The 15,202-nt window shown below is 45.8% G+C and carries 17 protein-coding genes; 11 read left to right on the top strand and 6 right to left on the bottom strand.

What is annotated here, in order from left to right:
* The first annotated feature begins 345 nt into the window (after positions 1–345).
* The 3 genes from LLY41_RS19505 (at position 346) to LLY41_RS19495 (ending at position 3,378) form a co-directional block, all read left to right on the top strand.
* Entirely contained in the window at positions 346–1,689 is a 1,344-nt protein-coding gene (locus tag LLY41_RS19505) for a sodium-dependent transporter (protein WP_304586269.1), read from the top strand.
* Positions 1,690–1,885: 196 nt separating this feature from the next.
* Complete coding sequence (locus LLY41_RS19500; protein WP_304586268.1) at positions 1,886–2,725, top strand: STAS domain-containing protein; 840 nt, start codon at positions 1,886–1,888, stop codon at positions 2,723–2,725.
* A gap of 65 nt (positions 2,726–2,790) precedes the next feature.
* Positions 2,791–3,378, top strand: coding sequence for a class I SAM-dependent methyltransferase (locus LLY41_RS19495; RefSeq protein ID WP_304586266.1), 588 nt, complete (start codon positions 2,791–2,793; stop codon positions 3,376–3,378).
* A 37-nt stretch (positions 3,379–3,415) separates the two neighbouring features.
* Here LLY41_RS19495 and LLY41_RS19490 read toward each other — a convergent pair whose 3' ends face one another.
* A complete protein-coding gene (locus LLY41_RS19490; protein WP_304586265.1) occupies positions 3,416–3,649 on the bottom strand; it encodes a DUF378 domain-containing protein in 234 nt (77 codons plus the stop codon).
* A 480-nt stretch (positions 3,650–4,129) separates the two neighbouring features.
* Between LLY41_RS19490 and LLY41_RS19485 the strand changes: the two genes are divergently transcribed.
* Positions 4,130–4,318 (top strand): HepT-like ribonuclease domain-containing protein, encoded by a 189-nt coding sequence (locus LLY41_RS19485; protein ID WP_304586263.1) that lies wholly within the window; start codon positions 4,130–4,132, stop codon positions 4,316–4,318.
* A 233-nt stretch (positions 4,319–4,551) separates the two neighbouring features.
* On the opposite strand, the gene htpX is transcribed toward LLY41_RS19485, so the two are convergent.
* Positions 4,552–5,433 carry a protease HtpX gene (htpX, locus tag LLY41_RS19480; protein WP_095244246.1) on the bottom strand — a complete coding sequence of 294 codons (882 nt, stop codon included), beginning with the start codon at positions 5,431–5,433 and terminating at the stop codon, positions 4,552–4,554.
* Positions 5,434–5,609: 176 nt separating this feature from the next.
* On the opposite strand from htpX, the gene LLY41_RS19475 reads away from it, so the two are divergent.
* Positions 5,610–6,341 (top strand): DUF1836 domain-containing protein, encoded by a 732-nt coding sequence (locus LLY41_RS19475; RefSeq protein ID WP_095244247.1) that lies wholly within the window; start codon positions 5,610–5,612, stop codon positions 6,339–6,341.
* Between the two features lie 172 nt (positions 6,342–6,513).
* Positions 6,514–7,821: a uracil/xanthine transporter gene (locus LLY41_RS19470; RefSeq protein ID WP_304586262.1), complete on the top strand. Its 1,308-nt coding sequence runs from the start codon at positions 6,514–6,516 to the stop codon at positions 7,819–7,821.
* A 28-nt stretch (positions 7,822–7,849) separates the two neighbouring features.
* On the opposite strand, the gene LLY41_RS19465 is transcribed toward LLY41_RS19470, so the two are convergent.
* The 4 genes from LLY41_RS19465 to LLY41_RS19450 all read right to left on the bottom strand — a co-directional run bounded on the left by LLY41_RS19465 (position 7,850) and on the right by LLY41_RS19450 (position 10,742).
* Positions 7,850–8,728: an aminoglycoside 6-adenylyltransferase gene (locus LLY41_RS19465; RefSeq protein ID WP_304586261.1), complete on the bottom strand. Its 879-nt coding sequence runs from the start codon at positions 8,726–8,728 to the stop codon at positions 7,850–7,852.
* 111 nt (positions 8,729–8,839) lie between these two features.
* The gene (locus LLY41_RS19460; protein ID WP_304586259.1) at positions 8,840–10,324 is read right to left on the bottom strand and encodes a class I adenylate-forming enzyme family protein; all 1,485 of its coding nucleotides are present in this window, start codon (positions 10,322–10,324) and stop codon (positions 8,840–8,842) included.
* A 29-nt stretch (positions 10,325–10,353) separates the two neighbouring features.
* Positions 10,354–10,527 (bottom strand): hypothetical protein, encoded by a 174-nt coding sequence (locus tag LLY41_RS19455; protein ID WP_304586258.1) that lies wholly within the window; start codon positions 10,525–10,527, stop codon positions 10,354–10,356.
* Positions 10,524–10,742 (bottom strand): MerR family DNA-binding transcriptional regulator, encoded by a 219-nt coding sequence (locus LLY41_RS19450; RefSeq protein WP_304586257.1) that lies wholly within the window; start codon positions 10,740–10,742, stop codon positions 10,524–10,526. The genes LLY41_RS19455 and LLY41_RS19450 overlap by 4 nt, the downstream gene beginning before the upstream one ends.
* Positions 10,743–10,833: 91 nt before the next feature.
* On the opposite strand from LLY41_RS19450, the gene LLY41_RS19445 reads away from it, so the two are divergent.
* From LLY41_RS19445 to LLY41_RS19425, 5 genes are all read left to right on the top strand, one after another.
* Positions 10,834–12,441 (top strand): acyl-CoA dehydrogenase family protein, encoded by a 1,608-nt coding sequence (locus LLY41_RS19445; RefSeq protein ID WP_304586256.1) that lies wholly within the window; start codon positions 10,834–10,836, stop codon positions 12,439–12,441.
* A gap of 274 nt (positions 12,442–12,715) precedes the next feature.
* A complete protein-coding gene (locus LLY41_RS19440; protein ID WP_304586254.1) occupies positions 12,716–13,087 on the top strand; it encodes a hypothetical protein in 372 nt (123 codons plus the stop codon).
* 215 nt (positions 13,088–13,302) lie between these two features.
* Complete coding sequence (locus tag LLY41_RS19435; RefSeq protein ID WP_304586252.1) at positions 13,303–14,064, top strand: MerR family transcriptional regulator; 762 nt, start codon at positions 13,303–13,305, stop codon at positions 14,062–14,064.
* Between the two features lie 171 nt (positions 14,065–14,235).
* Positions 14,236–14,784 carry a CBO0543 family protein gene (locus LLY41_RS19430; RefSeq protein ID WP_304586251.1) on the top strand — a complete coding sequence of 183 codons (549 nt, stop codon included), beginning with the start codon at positions 14,236–14,238 and terminating at the stop codon, positions 14,782–14,784.
* A 156-nt stretch (positions 14,785–14,940) separates the two neighbouring features.
* On the top strand, positions 14,941–15,189 hold the full coding sequence (locus LLY41_RS19425; protein ID WP_095244255.1) for a hypothetical protein: 249 nt from the start codon (positions 14,941–14,943) through the stop codon (positions 15,187–15,189).
* Positions 15,190–15,202: the final 13 nt, after the last annotated feature.

Genomic DNA, 15,202 nt, shown 5'->3' with positions numbered 1-15,202 from the left:
CGGTGAAAAAACCGTTGATAGAGTCAGAACCTGGTTCAACTTCGGACACAACCAGCGAGAAAACCGTTGATTGAGTCAGAACATGGTACAACTTCGGACACAGCCAGCGAGAAAACCGTTGGTTGAGTCAGAACATGGTACAGCTTCGGACACAGCCAGCGGAAAAACCGTTGGTTGAGTCAGAACCTGGTTTAACTCCGGACACAACCAGCGAGAAAACCGTTGATAGAGTCAGAACTTGGTTCAATTTCTGACACAAATCAACGGAAAAACGCAATCAGAGAAACCAGCAGCCAGAGTCCGAACCACCATTAAAAATAGAGAACAGCACAACAGGGGGAAACTATGAGTACAAATCGAGAGCAATGGTCATCTAAATTCGGTTTTATTATGTCCTCGGCCGGGGCGGCGATTGGCCTGGGGGCCATCTGGAAGTTCCCGTATGTAGCCGGTACAAGCGGCGGGGGCGCCTTTTTGCTGATGTTTATCGCATTTACAATTCTGGTGGGGCTGCCAATGCTCATTTCAGAATTTATTATCGGGCGTGGCGCGCAGAAGGAAGCGGTGTCTGCCTATTATAAACTGGCGCCAAACAGCCTGTGGACGATTACCGGGAAGCTTGGGGTAATCGGCTGCTTCTTGCTGCTGAGCTTTTACTCAGTTGTTGGGGGATGGGTGCTGATTTACACAGTTCTGTCGATCGGCGGCAGAATCATTAAGCCGGGTGCAGCCTATCCTGAACTATTCGGCATGATCACTTCAACGCCAAGTTGGACGCTAATGGGACTGGCTGTGTTTCTTCTTATAAATATTGTCGTCATTACATTCGGAATCCAAAACGGGATTGAAGCTGCAAGCAAATACATGATGCCGCTATTATTCATCTTTTTTATCGTGCTTGTTATACGCGCTTTGACGCTGGATGGAGCAATGGAAGGGGTCAAGTTCTTCCTGAACCCGGACTTCAGTGAAATCACAGGCGAATCGGCACTCTATGCATTGGGACAATCATTCTTTGCATTAGCAGTCGGCTTTTCCTGTATGGTCACATACAGCTCATACCTGGATAAGAAAGTCAGCATTCCGTCATCAGCCGGATCTGTTGTAATTATGAACATCATCATCTCGGTCCTGGCAGGATTGGCGATTTTTCCGGTTGTCTTTGCATTCGGATTTGAACCGGCGGAAGGCCCGGGGCTCCTGTTCATGGTCCTGCCTGCTGTCTTTTCACAGATTCCATTAGGAGAAGTGTTCCTGGCGATCTTCCTGCTGCTTTTCTTATTTGCAACCTTGACATCATCATTCAGCATGCTGGAAATTATCGTCTCAGCCTTCATTGAGAACGGAAAGCATTCACGGAAAAAAATCTCCTGGATCTCCGGCATAGTCATGTTTGCCGCCGGGATCCCTGCTGCGCTGTCATTCAGCCTGCTTGGAGACTTCACGATTTTCGGGAAAAATATTTTTGATGCAACCGACTACCTGGTCAGCAACATACTGCTTCCGCTGGGCTGCCTGCTGATTGCCCTGTTTATTTCTTTTAAAATGGACAAAGGGCTTGTCAAAGAAGAATTTCTGGTAGGCAGCGACATTTCGCAAGCCATGTACACAGCGTGGAGCATTCTGATGAAAGTAGTTGTTCCGGTTACGATTTTGGTTGTGTTTATGAGCACATTAGGAGTTATTTAAAGAAGCGCCTATCCGGCGCTTTTTTTACTTTTTCATGAAAAAGTAAAATTTATGGTTTATGGGTAAATTAAAAAGGGTATATAAATTTAGGACTCTGCCATAAAACGAAATGAACTTCAATATCAATTCAAGAGAAGGATTTTATTCGATTTAAACGAATTGTATAATATATATAACAAGGGGGCGTATGTGTAATATGGAAGCAACCTACAAAGAAACAAGCGATATTGCGGGATTTATTGTTGCGAATCGTGAGAACTTTCAGCAAAAATTATTGTCAGAGGCTGTGAATGTAGCCTCTAAGATCAGTGAAATTCTGCAAAGAGGGAATATTGATCTTTTAAAAAATGCCGAAAGATTGGCTTTATATGTTGCTGAAAATAGAGAAGAAGAACTGATTGCTTTTGCCAGGCAGGAAGGCGCGGCCTGGGCTGAGCATTCCCTGACGCTATCTTTTAAACTGGAATGGGTGCAGGCGATTCGGCGGACTTTGTGGCACTTCCTGTTCCAGTATGACCGAATTAAAGGGCAGGACAAAATAGCTGAAGATTTTTATAATATGGAAAAAGACGTCAATGATCATGTGGACCAATTTTTAAATAACTTCTTTATCAGCTATTCTGATTATAAAGATGAAATGCTTAAATCACAGCGCAAACTGGTGGAACATTTGTCCGTGCCGATTATTCCGGTCAGCACTTCTGTCGCTGTACTGCCGCTGATTGGCATGATTGATTCGTACCGGATTCAGACGATTGAAGAGAAGGTTCTGATGGATATCTCATCCATTAAAATCCAGACCTTGATTATGGACCTTTCCGGAATTGCCGATATGGAAGTTGATGTCATCGTCCATTTCAAAAAGATTTTGAGCGGCATCAGAATGATGGGCTGTGATGCAGTCATCACCGGCCTGCGGGCTGAACTTGTCCGAAAAATGATTCATGCCGGAGTAACATTCCAGAGCCAGGCGGAAACAAAGGGAACTTTGCAGCAGACCTTACGGGAATATTTAGTGATTGAACCTAAAAAATAGTACATATACATCTGCCTGCCGCTGTCCTCATTGGAACGCGGCGGGCTTTTTTAAAGGAGCCCAAGATGAAAGATTTCGATGACTGGCTGAATATCCATACACATGGCGACCAAAAAGGTTTCCATAAATCCTTTCACTATCACCGCTACGAACCTACTCCTTATGAAGGCCTGGAAAAACTGTTCAGTGAATACACGCTGAAAAGCAGTGATCGCCTCGTGGACTTCGGCTGCGGCAAGGGGCGGCTTCCGTTTTATATACACCATACCTTTCGGGTTTCCGCTGCAGGTGTGGAAATGAGTGATGATTTTTACCGTGAGGCAATGAAAAATCTCCGGACGTACAAAGGGGAAAAAGCAGGAATCAGCTTTTATAACATCCTGGCTCAGGAGTATGAAATCACTCCGCAGGACACTCACTTTTATTTTTTCAACCCGTTTTCGGTGCAAATTTTTATGAAAGTCGTCAACAATATACTCCGCTCAGCTGAAGGCAGCCCGCGCAACATGGATATTATTCTCTACTACCCTTCACAGGATTATTTATTTTATCTGGAAAACAGCACCCCATTTGAGCTGATTAAAGACGTGGGACTTAAGGGCGATGAAAAGGAACGTTTCCTGGTCTATCGTTTCAATCAAACGTTTGATTGAAAATTCCCCCTTGCCAAAAGGCTGGGGGATTATCATTTTATCTTACTGGCCTGGATTCAGGTTCTCTGTCATATTCGCGGCTTGGTTTAAAGAGGAGACCGAGATTGACCAAACCGGCAATTCCCACTAATCCATAGACTATTCTTGATAACACTGCATCCTGTCCTCCGAATAAGCTGGCAACTAAATCAAATTGGAAAAATCCAATCAAGCCCCAATTAATGGCTCCTATAATCGCAAGTACAAGTGCAATACGCTGGAAACCGTTCATGTTCTTGTCCTCCTCAAAGTGAGTCATCATACAGCGTGCCCGCATCGGTACAAACCGTCACAGCCTTACTCCGATGTTTCCTGCTATATATTAGGAAGTTACCCTTTTACTGGAGGGGCAAACAATTTCTAGAGAGTTGGAGGATAGTTAGAGAATATTTTAAATGAACAATGCTATAATAGAAAATAATTAATTACAAAAATTGGCGGTGATGACCATGTTATCACAACAAGTCATCTGGAAGATACCCTTCATAAGCCGGTGGATTTAGTTATTTCAGATAATATCAAGCCATCTTTAAAATCAAGCATTTTAAGGAGTGTCAAGTATGCAGAGGGAGCCTAAAGTTTTTTTGGAGGATATCCTGAGTGCTGCAAGAAAAATCGAAAAATATACAAACGGTTTAAAATATGATGAGTTATAGATAATGATTTAGTGTCTGACGCTGTAATAAAAAATGTGTTGGTAATTAGAGAAGCGGTGAAAAAAATTCCTGAAGAAACCAGGGAAGCGCACCCTCACATTGAATGGAGAAAAATGGCCGGAATGAGAGATATGCTGATTCATGGTTATTTTTCTATTAATTATCGGATTGTCTGGGATGTTGTCCAGAATAAAATCCCGGAACTCCGGAAGCAATTGGAACTGTTAATAAAAACCCTTAAATAAGTTCCATGTTTTCCTTCTAGTATCTTTAACTAAGCCCCATCTGCTGTTTTAGGGGACAGGGAAGGGAAACTATCTGCTTTGCATGGAACCATTCTAGAAAACCTCGCTGAAATCATCAGGAAAAATAAGAAACGGGGTATCAAGAAGGGATATTAACGTTAGTGATTGAGGACATTCTAGCCGGCCAACTGTCGGAATAACAAAAGGGTGCCCCTCACAGGGCACCCTTTCCATTACTTCGCACTCAACCGTCTAATGCGCTCATCCAAATCCGGATGGGTTGAGAACAGGGAAGCTTTGCTTCTATTATTAATTTTCAATGTGGAAATCGCTGTCTGCTCTTCACCCTTGATGCGGCTGGAGTAGGCTTTCAGCATCTGCAGGGCATGTGTCATTTTGTCTTTGCCGGCCAGGTCAGCACCTTCGCGGTCCGCATGGAACTCACGGTGGCGGGAGTAGGCGAAGACGACTAGACTTCCAAGGATTGAGAAGGCGATCTGGAATACGATTACCGCGATGAAATGCACAATCGGCGCCATTTCTTCTCTGACAAAACGGGATGCCACCCACGCCGCGATTCTGGCAAGGAAGACAACGAATGTGTTGACAACCCCCTGGAGAAGGGTCATGGTGACCATATCTCCGTTCGCAATATGTGCCACCTCATGGGCGATGACCCCTTCAATGGCATCGTCGTCCATTTCCTGCAGCAATCCAGTTGAAACTGCCACAAGCGAGCGTTTTTTCGAAGGACCTGTCGCAAAAGCGTTCACTTCAGGAGAGTGATAGATTCCGACTTCCGGCATATGTGTTAAGCCTGCCGCTCTTGAAAGGCGGTGAACTTTCTGCACGATGTCCCGCTCAGCTCCTGAAAGAGCACCGTTCGGATCCAGCACCTGGACATTCATCATTTTCTTGGCCATCCAGCGGGACATCCACAGAGAAATGAAGGAGCCGGAGAAGCCAATGACTGCACTGAATACCAGTAATGCGCCGAAATCAATGCCGCCCTGGGCATTAATGTAATTACCTCCGCCAATCAGCGAGAAAATAATGCTGATTGTCAAAAGAACAAGCACGTTCGTCAATAAAAAGTAAAAAATACGTTTACCCATTTCCTCACCCTTTTTATCTATTTTGAGTTCATATGAACTTGTCATCTGACTATATAATATAATTTTTCTATAAAAATGGCAAGTCATAACTAGGCGGAATGGAAGTAGACATTGACTGTCACCATGGAAACGATTAGGATGAAAGCATTCAAAAGAGAACGCAGGGGCTGATTACCTTGGAATTATTCCAGCTATCAAGGAAAAGCATGGCTGATTTCCTGCTGTCGCTGAAGGGGGAAGGGGAGCTTTCACCCAAACAAATCCTTCAGCAGGCATGGGCAGCCGCTCATAAAAAAAGAGGAGTTTCAACGGAAGCTTTTCTCGATACGAAAATGCCGGCCATATTTGAAAAATTGCTGCGGGCAGATTTGCAGAAAGTCGGCTTTTCCATCAATGAAATTGTCGCACTGGGGAACCAGATTGAATTCACCCATTTATCTTCTACGGCCGTGCAGAATTGGGTGAAGCGGGATGTGAAGCACCTGATTGGCAGTCCGCAGCTCGGCAAGAAATATTCAGTCGACCAGGCAGTCATGCTTTTTATCGTGGAGGATTTGAAAGCGACGCTCGATTTCGATTCTATCCGAAAAATTCTGGCTCTCCTTTTTAATGATCTCGATGACCGGTCAGACGATTTGATTGAGCCGATCCCATTTTATTCTGCTTACGCGGCTATTTTTGAGAAAGCTCATCATCATAATATATTAGGCGAAAACATGCATGATGGCATTGAGAGATGCATCAAGCAGGAAGCCTTGCAGACATTGGAGAACTTTCAGGATTTTACGGATCAGCAGAAAGACATCGTCTCGAATATTCTTGTAACGGCCTCACTCACTGTTTTATCGGCCTACTACAAGTCACTGACAAAGAAATATGTATCGGCTACCTTGTTTTTAAATGGGTAAGTCCGGAAAGAAAGCCCGCAATGGATTTGCGGGCTTTTCCTATTCGCCTCCGCTTTCTCCCAATTTCCACTTTTTCTCAAGATAAACTCAAAGAAATTTATCGGGATTTGTACTATAATAATAGCTAGTTTATTTTTAGAGTAACGAAATAATAGAAAGAAGTGTTGGCAACTTGGATAAGCGGTTTGGTACCGTGACGATATTTTCTTCTGTTCAATGGCTATTTTTCATTTTTGCAAATACCGTGATGGTCCCGATTTCAGTAGGAACCGTCTTCGGGCTTCCGGGTGAAACGATTGCGATGATGCTGAGAGCCTCGCTTATTTTTACGGGGCTGGCGACCATTTTTCAAGGCTGGAAGGGGCATCGCTATCCGCTTATGGAAGGTCATTCCGGCTTGCTGTGGGGAGTCATCCTGAACCTTGGCCTGTCGGCATCTTCCCTTGGCATGAGTTTTACAGAAATCGGTGGCGGAATTGCGACAGGGGTGATGCTCGCTTCGGGTGTCACGCTGATTCTCGCAGCATTTAACGGCATTTCACTGCTGAAGTCAATCTTCAGTCCGATGGTGATGTCCGTTTATTTGTTTCTATTAACCTTCCAGCTGATTTTCATTTTTTTTAAAGGCATGATGAAGGTCGGCGAGCAGGGCACCATTGATGTGCCGATTACGCTTTATTCCTTCGCCCTCGTCATTTTTGTGAGTTTATTAAAATTAAAAGGGAACGCCCTCATCAGTAATTTTTCTATTCTAATAGGATTGCTGGCCGGCTGGATCGGCTATGATCTCCTGTTTGCTGGTGAAGCGGTAGAGGGGACGGCATCCGGAGGTGTGAGCTTTACACTCTTTCCGCTGGGACAGCCTAACCTGGAAATCGGAATTGTGGCAGTAGCCTTTTTTGCGTGTCTGATGAACCTGAGCAACACAGTCGCTTCGATCAGTTCTGGTGACCTCCTGTTTAAAAAGGAATCCGGGAAACGCGAGTACCGCGGCTCGATTTTTATCACCTCGATCTTCACCGTGATTGGAAGCGGATTTGGCCTTGTGCCGTATACGCCATTCACCTCATCGATCGGTTTCCTGCAGAGTACGCGCGTTTTGATGAGAACACCCTTCTTTATTGGGGGAGCGCTCTTAACTGTAATTGGCCTGGTCCCGCACTTGGGCTCATGGCTCGCCGGCATGCCGGTAACAGTCGGGAACGCCGTGCTGTTTGTCGCGTATCTGCAGCTGTTCGGGACTGCATTCAACAGCTTAAGCGGAAAAGTGTTTAACTCAGACACCATCTTCCGTTTAGCGGCACCCGTCCTGATCGGCATCAGTCTGATGAATACACCGTCTGCCGTGTTCGCGGAATTCCCTGTACTGATTCAGCCATTCATCTCAAACGGGCTGCTGATGGGCGTCCTGATCTCCATTCTGTTGGAAAAAATGGTGAACTGGTCTGCGTTTGAACAGCTGGAATTAAAGAACAACTAGAAAAATCCCCTGAGCAAAGGGGATTTTTTTAATAGATGGATTTTGCGTCTGCAGGCAGGCTGCGGACATGCTTTAAGAATCCGGTCACACGCTTATCATCTTCAAATGGGTACTCAAAGCCGAGTTTCTCCGCGACCTCGACTGCTGTTTTTCTGAAAAGGGAGCACATGATAAAAAGGGCATCCCAGATGTGTTCAAATTCGGCGTCTGAGTAAGTAGCCTGAAACTGTTCCCATTCCCCGGCAGGAAGAAAATCGGGAAGATACTTGCCTGCTTTACCTGCGCTCTTTGTAAAATCGGCTGTGATGCCGGCCTTCCATTCCAGCATGGTTATCAGCACATTGCGGTTGATCTGCTCATACATAAACATCGCGTAAGTCAGCTCCCTGCGCCAGAGTCCTTTACTGATATTCATCGTAATCCACCAAAACTCATTGCACAGATCTGCAAACTCTCTGGCATCAGGTTTCTTGATGTGGTAATCCCGGTCACTGGCTGGCGGCAGGGACACAATCAGCCCATCCTTATCAAGAAGCAGCACACTCAGGCTTTCAGGCTCCAGCAGCGCATCCATCCTTTCAGCCGGAATCAGCGTCAAATCGATCCGGTTCCCGTCCATAAACTGCATCAGATAGGGAAAGCGGCCGTTCCCACCGGCAGGCGGCAGCACCTTCTCCTCCGGCATCTGCATCATCACCCGCTCGCCAAACACATCCACCCAGCTATGATCACAGGTGAAGGAATCCATTTCCCTCACGATGTACACAATATCATAATCCTGAAAGATATCTTTCTTTACATTAGGATTTGCACGAGATCCATTCAAAATAACCGCACGGACGCGCCCATCATCCTTTGCAGCTGTTAAAATCAAATTCAACATCTCGGTTTCGGTTCTTGACTTCATGTGGCCTCCTGGTTGTTTGGTTATACTATTAAGTTACTTTTTTTAGGGGCGAATTCCTGCTGGCGGCTTTAAAGAATCAGGCGCCATCCCAAGCACCTGATCCCGCCACTATTAAGCATGCACCATTTTCACCTGCTGCTTCAAAATCTTTCCGCTCGCGTTCCGCGGCAGTGCATCCACAAAGGAATAAATCCGCGGACACTTAAATTCTGCGAGATGCTCGGCTATAAACGCCCGCAATTCTTCCTCAGACACCTGGCCCTTCAGCACAACGACTGCTTTGACGGTCTCACCCCATTCTTCATGAGGCACACCGACGACACAGGATTCCAAAATCGCATCATGCTTCGCGAGTACTTCTTCGATTTCACGGGGATAAATGTTGACGCCGCCCGTAATGATGACATCCTTTTTACGGTCCACGATGTAAAAGTAGCCCTCCTCATCCCGATAGGCAATGTCGCCGGTATAGAGCCAGCCGTCTTTCAGTACAGCGTTCGTTTCATCCGGATTATTGTCATAACTAAGCATGAGGCTGTCGCCTGTCAGAAGAATCTCGCCATATTCATTTGGAGCCGTATCGGTGCCATCCGGCCGGACGACCCGAATTTCCATGTTCACCGTCGGATTTTTGCCGATGCTTCCGGCCTTCTCGAGATGCTCTTCCGGATATAATAAAATGCCATTTGGTCCCGCTTCCGTCAGTCCGTATACCTGATAGAAGTTTTCGTTTTGGAACGCCTTTTTCACATGGTGATAGGAAGCAAGAGCCAGCGGGCCGCCGCCATACGCAAAGACACGCATGCTGGATAAATCATAAGAAGCTAATTCCGGATCCTTGGCCGCAAGCAAATAGGCGACAGGTGCCGCAAATGAGAAGGTCGTCTTTTCCTGCTGAATCCAGTTCAGGAATGCCTTTGGAGTAAAGTCGCCGATCACATGGGATGCTCCGCAATAAAGCCCGCTCATGAAAAAGGTATTCAAAGGAGCAGAGTGGGAGAGCGGCATCAGGGTGAGCATGGAATCACTATGCGACAAGCTGAAATTAACCGAAACCGCCGAAGCGATCGCCAGAATGCGTTCATGGTTAAACACAACCCCTTTTGGAGTCCCGGTTGTTCCGGATGTAAAAAGAATCTCACAGACATCCCGCGAATCAATCGGCACATCAAGATTGCTGTCAGAAAAATGAGCAGAAGCCTCAAGCGAATCCTGAATCGGAAAATGAAAATGCAAATTCTCCTTTAACGCCGAAACTGATTCAGCAAGCTCAACCTCATACAGAACCCCGGCTGCATTCGCACTTTGAAAAATAGCCGACAATTCTTTCTGTGTCAGTCGAATATTCATCGGCATTGGAATCGCGCCGATCTTCATGCAGGCAAAAAAGGCATAAAAGAAGTGCTCCGAATTGCGGGACATTACCGCAACACGGTCGTCCCGCTGGACTCCTTCACCCTGAAGGTATCGTGCCAGCCTGTTGCAAGTTCTGTTCATGTCTCCATATGTAAGGCGGTTCGATGCCGTTATAAAAGCATCTTTTTCAGGAAACTTCCTCGCGTTTCTTTCCAATACTCCATGAATGGTTGCTCCCATTATACTCAACCCCTTTTTTAAAAATGAATCTATGTCTTCACCCGGCTGTTTTCATACTTTTCTTTGTACGTCAAAATGTCTTCCCGCAGCATTTGCAGCTGCATGATCTGTTCTTCGATTTCCCTCAGCTTGCTGTCAGCAAATGCAATAATCCTGCTTTTCTCTGCTTCGCCTTCCGGGTTCGATTCATAGAGATCAATCATTTCTCTGATTTCCTGAAGGCTGAAGCCGAGCTTTTTCCCCGCAGAATCATCTTCAGGCGCCGTCGTTCCCGATTCGTATAGCTTCGCTGCTTAGTCAGACTGTCCCGGTTTTCCGAAGCCAGCATGCCAATTTCCTCGTAATAGCGGATCGTTCTGGAGCTGATATCAAACATTGCCGCAAGCTCGCTGATGGTAAAAACCTTTTCTTCTGCCATTATGCATCCTCCTAGTTGACGTTAACGTTAGCTTAGTTTTATAATAATTCTGAAAATTAGTATTTGTCAACCAAAAAAGGAGTGATTTTTCATGGCGATAACTTCCCAGGACCAGCAGATAAAAGGAAAGAATTCATACACATTTGATGAGTTTTTAGATCGGCGTGCCAACCAGGATTGGTATAAGGATAATTCCTTTTTGCAAAAGGCGTTAAAAAAATATGCTGGCTCGCAATATGAACAGCTGCATAATAAACTTCAGGATTTTTCGCCGGCTGTTTCGTCCAAATGGAACACGCTTGCAGAAAGTGCAGCAAGGCCTGAATCCCGTCCGTATATGCTTCATTTTGATGCCTTCAATCACCGCATTGACCGTGTCGTCCGTCCATTGGAAACGCATCAGCTGGAAAAAGAAGTGTTCGGGGAAGGCCTGTTTTCAAGCCTCATGCCGTCCTGGGAAAGTTTCGCGAAGCGGATGCTGATTCATCAGCTGGGGGAGGCGGGTGTCGCCTGTCCTCTGACATGCACGATTGGATTAATTGCACTCCTTGAACAATATCCGAATGAAGATCTTCCTGAGCTCGAGCAAATTTTACAGCATACGAAAGAGGGACTGGACGGGGATTTTGCCATTGGTGCTCAATTCATGACGGAGATACAGGGAGGATCCGATTTGCCTGCCAATGTGCTTGAGGCGGTTCCAGATGGTAAAAACTATCGCCTTTATGGCAATAAATTTTTCTGCTCGGTTGCACATGCCGATTATTCCGTGGTGACTGCGAAAATATCCGGCACTGATAAAGTATCCACGTTCATTGTGCCGTCCTGGCTGCCTGGTGATAAGGAGAAGGAAATGCGCAATGGCTATGAAATCAACCGGATCAAGTGGAAAATGGGCACAGCCGAGCTGCCTACAGGGGAATTTCAGTATAATGGGGCTCTTGCTTACCCGGTTGGCCCGGCAGGAAAAGGGGTGGCCGTTGCAGCGGGCATCGTTCTGACACTATCCCGCCTTGAAATCGGCATTGCCTGTGCAGGCTTCATGCTACGTGCATCCCGTGAAGCCAGCCTTTATGGTGATTTCCGGACTGTTTTTGGAAAAAAGGTAAAAGATTACCCGTTATCAGCAAGAACGCTGAAAAATATTGAAAACGCCGCCCACCGCACAGGTGCTGGCGCTTTTAAAATCTATGATCTATTCCTGCGTCTTGACCAGCCTCTGAATGCCGGTATTCCGGCTGATCAGCCGGTCGAACTGAGAAAACAGCTTTTTAACCTGAGGGAGCTTGTGCTGCTGCAGAAAATCTGTGCAACGAACGAAGGAGCAGAAGTGCTGCGCGATGCCATCTCCGTTTTTGCCGGCCACGGCGTCATGGAGGAATTTTCGTCATTGCCGCGCATCTTCCGGGATGTCGTCGTCAACGAGCAGTGGGAAGGCCCGCGCAATCTGCTGCTGACGCAAATTTACCGGGATATTCAGAGAGTGGCAGACTGGTATCCGCCGGCTGAATTCGTATCAAATGTGCTGGAAGGTGCTTCTAAGGAAACGATTGATCTATTTACGGAGCAGCTGACGGATCTCCTGCAGCGTCCGGTGTGCGGGGAAGTGAGCGAGGCTTCCATGGAAGCGGCTGAAGAGTGGGATATGTTCTGCGATTCTTTTTTAAAGCATACCAGACAATTGCACTGGAGGAATTAAAATAAATAGATGCCTGGCGGAACCCGCCAGGCTATTTAATGCTTTATTCGATAGATAACGGATGCCAGCAAGTGGGCCAAAAAAAGATCGGATTCCCCTGCATGTTCTCATGCAGAACCAGTTCATCCACCCTCATGATTAATTCCATTTTACACCAAATGGTGACTACTCGAATTCAAGGACTAAACCAGAACATATGATCCTGTTTTTAGGTATAATTCCGCCGCTTCCAAAATAAGATGAAGTATCATCCAAGAAAAGAGGCGATCCAACCATGATTACAAAAGAGATGCTGGTCCGTTTTGATGAGCTGAACCGCAGGAAAAAAGACCTTGAAGCAGAATTGGATAAATTGAAAGATCTTTTTCACCAGTATTTCGATACAGCAGTGGGACAGAATGAAAAAGGAGAAGTCAAGATTGATAGCTACAAATTGCAGAGGCAGATTAGAAGAACAGAAAAATTTGATCCAGTTCCAACTGTCAGCAAACTGGAGGAGCTGAATCTTATCGATCTGATTCAAAAGCGTCCGGATGATGGAAAAATAAAATCCGCCATAGACGTTGGATTGATCAAGGAAGCTGACCTGGAAGGATGCAGAGTCTCCAGAACCACCGCGGCTCTCCTGATTAAAAAGCTGGATTAATTTTTTTTATAAAAAGTGTTTGACCTTCACGCTGCGTAAAGGTGTATCGTTAGTAACAGAAAGTACTTTCTTTAACTTCATTGTCTAGCTGCAGCGCCTAGCCCTCAGGCTTGCACCAGGATGTGCTGACTTCAACGTTCGCCACAGGACGTGGCGGTTTTTAGTTGAAGTTCATCTGGAGGCGCTTCCGCTTTTCTTGAAAGGAGGACCATCGCATGGAATACACAGTGCAGAAGCTCGCGCAGCTGGCTGGGGTCAGCTCAAGGACCCTCAGGTATTATGATGAAATTGGGATTCTTAAGCCGGCAAGAACCAATTCGTCGGGATATCGCATATATGGCCAGCAGGAAGTTGACAGACTGCAGCAGATTCTGTTCTACAGAGAATTGGGTGTCAGTCTCGAACAGATCAAGGAAATCATCACAGCACCTGCTTTCGACACTGCAGATGCACTGAAGGAGCACCGCGAGAAACTCCTTGAGAAAAGAAAGCAGCTTGATCTGCTTATTACGAATGTAGAAAAAACGATAGCGTCAGCAGAAGGGAGAACAACCATGTCAGATAAAGAAAAGTTTGAAGGATTCAAAAAGAAAATGATTGAAGATAACGAGAAGCAATACGGAAAAGAAGTCCGCGAAAAATACGGGGATGAGACTGTCGATAAGTCAAATGCCAAACTCCTGAACATGAGCGAGGAGGAGCATGAGGCTGTAACGAAACTGGCCGAAGAGGTGAACAGCACCTTAACCCAGGCCATGGAAACAGGTGATCCGGCAAGCGGGCTTGCTCAAAAAGCAGCCGACCTGCATAAGCAGTGGATTACATTCTATTGGAGCGAATACAGCAAAGAGGCGCACGCCGGTCTTGCGGAAATGTATGTGGCAGATGAAAGGTTTAAAGCTTATTATGATAAAATTCAGCCGGGTGCCGCTGAGTTTTTAAGGGATGCAATTCAGATTTATACTGGACAGCAATAGGTATGAAAGCGGCTGGCTCTGCCCGGCCGCTTTTTTTGGGCGAATACGCCGCTAAGAGGATAAATTCGTTATCCGCCAATATTTCACTAAAACCATCTGCTTACTGTATGTAACTCCTTCCAATGGGGAAGATGAGTAACAAGATACAAACTCAAAATGGCAGGTGACGAGATGAGCCGCATTCCTTCCTATAAAGATGAGCAAACCCTAAGGGAGAAATTAAGAGATGTTTCTCTTGAACATTGGCTGAATGAGGATTTGTTCAGCTTTAATTGGTGGCTGCTGCTGGCTGCGAGCATTTTGCCATTTTTTATTTGGTGGAGGCTGGTGGATAAGGGCAGGTTATTTGAAATTATGACATTCGGCTTAATTTGTGCGATCTTCGCCTGTTTCCTGGATGTTGTGGGAGTGAGCTTTCTTTTGTGGGGATATCCTGATAAGCTGTTTCACTTTATTCCTCCGTTAGTCCCGGCGGATTTTGTGGTCATTCCGGTGTCAGGGATGCTGATTTACCAGTACTTCAGCACCTGGAAAAGCTATGCGGCAGCATCATTGGGCCTCGGAATCCTGTTTGCTTATATCATTGAACCGTTATTTAGCTTACTGGATATGTTTGTGCTCATCCATTGGAAGCATACTTATTCGTTCATAGGCTTTATCCTCTTTTTTCTGGTTATTCGCCTTTTGATGATGGGTTTGAAGAGCGCAGCAAAAAAATAAAGCAAGCGGTCAGCAATGCTGGCCGCTGTTTTTACTGGATTAATAGTGAGAGCTGTGGAAACACTTTTTACAGCAGCTGTGATGACGTTCAAATGAGCATTTTTTGCAGGTGCAATGATGAATTTCAGGTGAGCATTTTTTACAGGAGCAGCTTTTATGTTCAAAGGAACATTTTGGGCAGGAACAGTGGTGTTTAAAATCGCTTGTGCATTTCTTGCAGCCGTGATGTTCTGGCTCTTCTTTCTTTTTGCAGCAGACCTTTTTCTTGTAATAATATTCTTCAACACAAAAATGGCACATGGGTTTCACTCCTTTCTCCTCCTAATATATGAAGGAAAAATCAGAAGGAAAGAGCCCTTGTCCATATTGCTTGAAATATCCGCAAATGCCCCCTCATTTTTTTGAGGGGGCTGTTCAC

It is taken from the genome of Cytobacillus firmus (assembly GCF_023612095.1).
GTDB lineage: Bacteria > Bacillota > Bacilli > Bacillales > Cytobacillaceae > Cytobacillus.
The sequence above is the reverse complement of the archived record's forward strand: the minus strand, read 5'-3'. Positions and strand labels throughout refer to the sequence as shown.

Bases quoted from the DNA above. Each gene is read 5' to 3' on its own strand.
- LLY41_RS19460 (WP_304586259.1), bottom strand. From the start codon at position 10,324: ATGGGAGCAACCATTCATGGAGTATTGGAAAGAAACGCGAGGAAGTTT.
- LLY41_RS19455 (WP_304586258.1), bottom strand. From the start codon at position 10,527: ATGATTGATCTCTATGAATCGAACCCGGAAGGCGAAGCAGAGAAAAGC.
- LLY41_RS19495 (WP_304586266.1), top strand. From the start codon at position 2,791: ATGAAAGATTTCGATGACTGGCTGAATATCCATACACATGGCGACCAA.
- htpX (WP_095244246.1), bottom strand. From the start codon at position 5,433: ATGGGTAAACGTATTTTTTACTTTTTATTGACGAACGTGCTTGTTCTT.
- LLY41_RS19505 (WP_304586269.1), top strand. From the start codon at position 346: ATGAGTACAAATCGAGAGCAATGGTCATCTAAATTCGGTTTTATTATG.
- LLY41_RS19440 (WP_304586254.1), top strand. From the start codon at position 12,716: ATGATTACAAAAGAGATGCTGGTCCGTTTTGATGAGCTGAACCGCAGG.
- LLY41_RS19430 (WP_304586251.1), top strand. From the start codon at position 14,236: ATGAGCCGCATTCCTTCCTATAAAGATGAGCAAACCCTAAGGGAGAAA.
- LLY41_RS19450 (WP_304586257.1), bottom strand. From the start codon at position 10,742: ATGGCAGAAGAAAAGGTTTTTACCATCAGCGAGCTTGCGGCAATGTTT.
- LLY41_RS19500 (WP_304586268.1), top strand. From the start codon at position 1,886: ATGGAAGCAACCTACAAAGAAACAAGCGATATTGCGGGATTTATTGTT.
- LLY41_RS19425 (WP_095244255.1), top strand. From the start codon at position 14,941: ATGTTCAAAGGAACATTTTGGGCAGGAACAGTGGTGTTTAAAATCGCT.
- LLY41_RS19445 (WP_304586256.1), top strand. From the start codon at position 10,834: ATGGCGATAACTTCCCAGGACCAGCAGATAAAAGGAAAGAATTCATAC.
- LLY41_RS19435 (WP_304586252.1), top strand. From the start codon at position 13,303: ATGGAATACACAGTGCAGAAGCTCGCGCAGCTGGCTGGGGTCAGCTCA.
- LLY41_RS19465 (WP_304586261.1), bottom strand. From the start codon at position 8,728: ATGAAGTCAAGAACCGAAACCGAGATGTTGAATTTGATTTTAACAGCT.
- LLY41_RS19490 (WP_304586265.1), bottom strand. From the start codon at position 3,649: ATGAACGGTTTCCAGCGTATTGCACTTGTACTTGCGATTATAGGAGCC.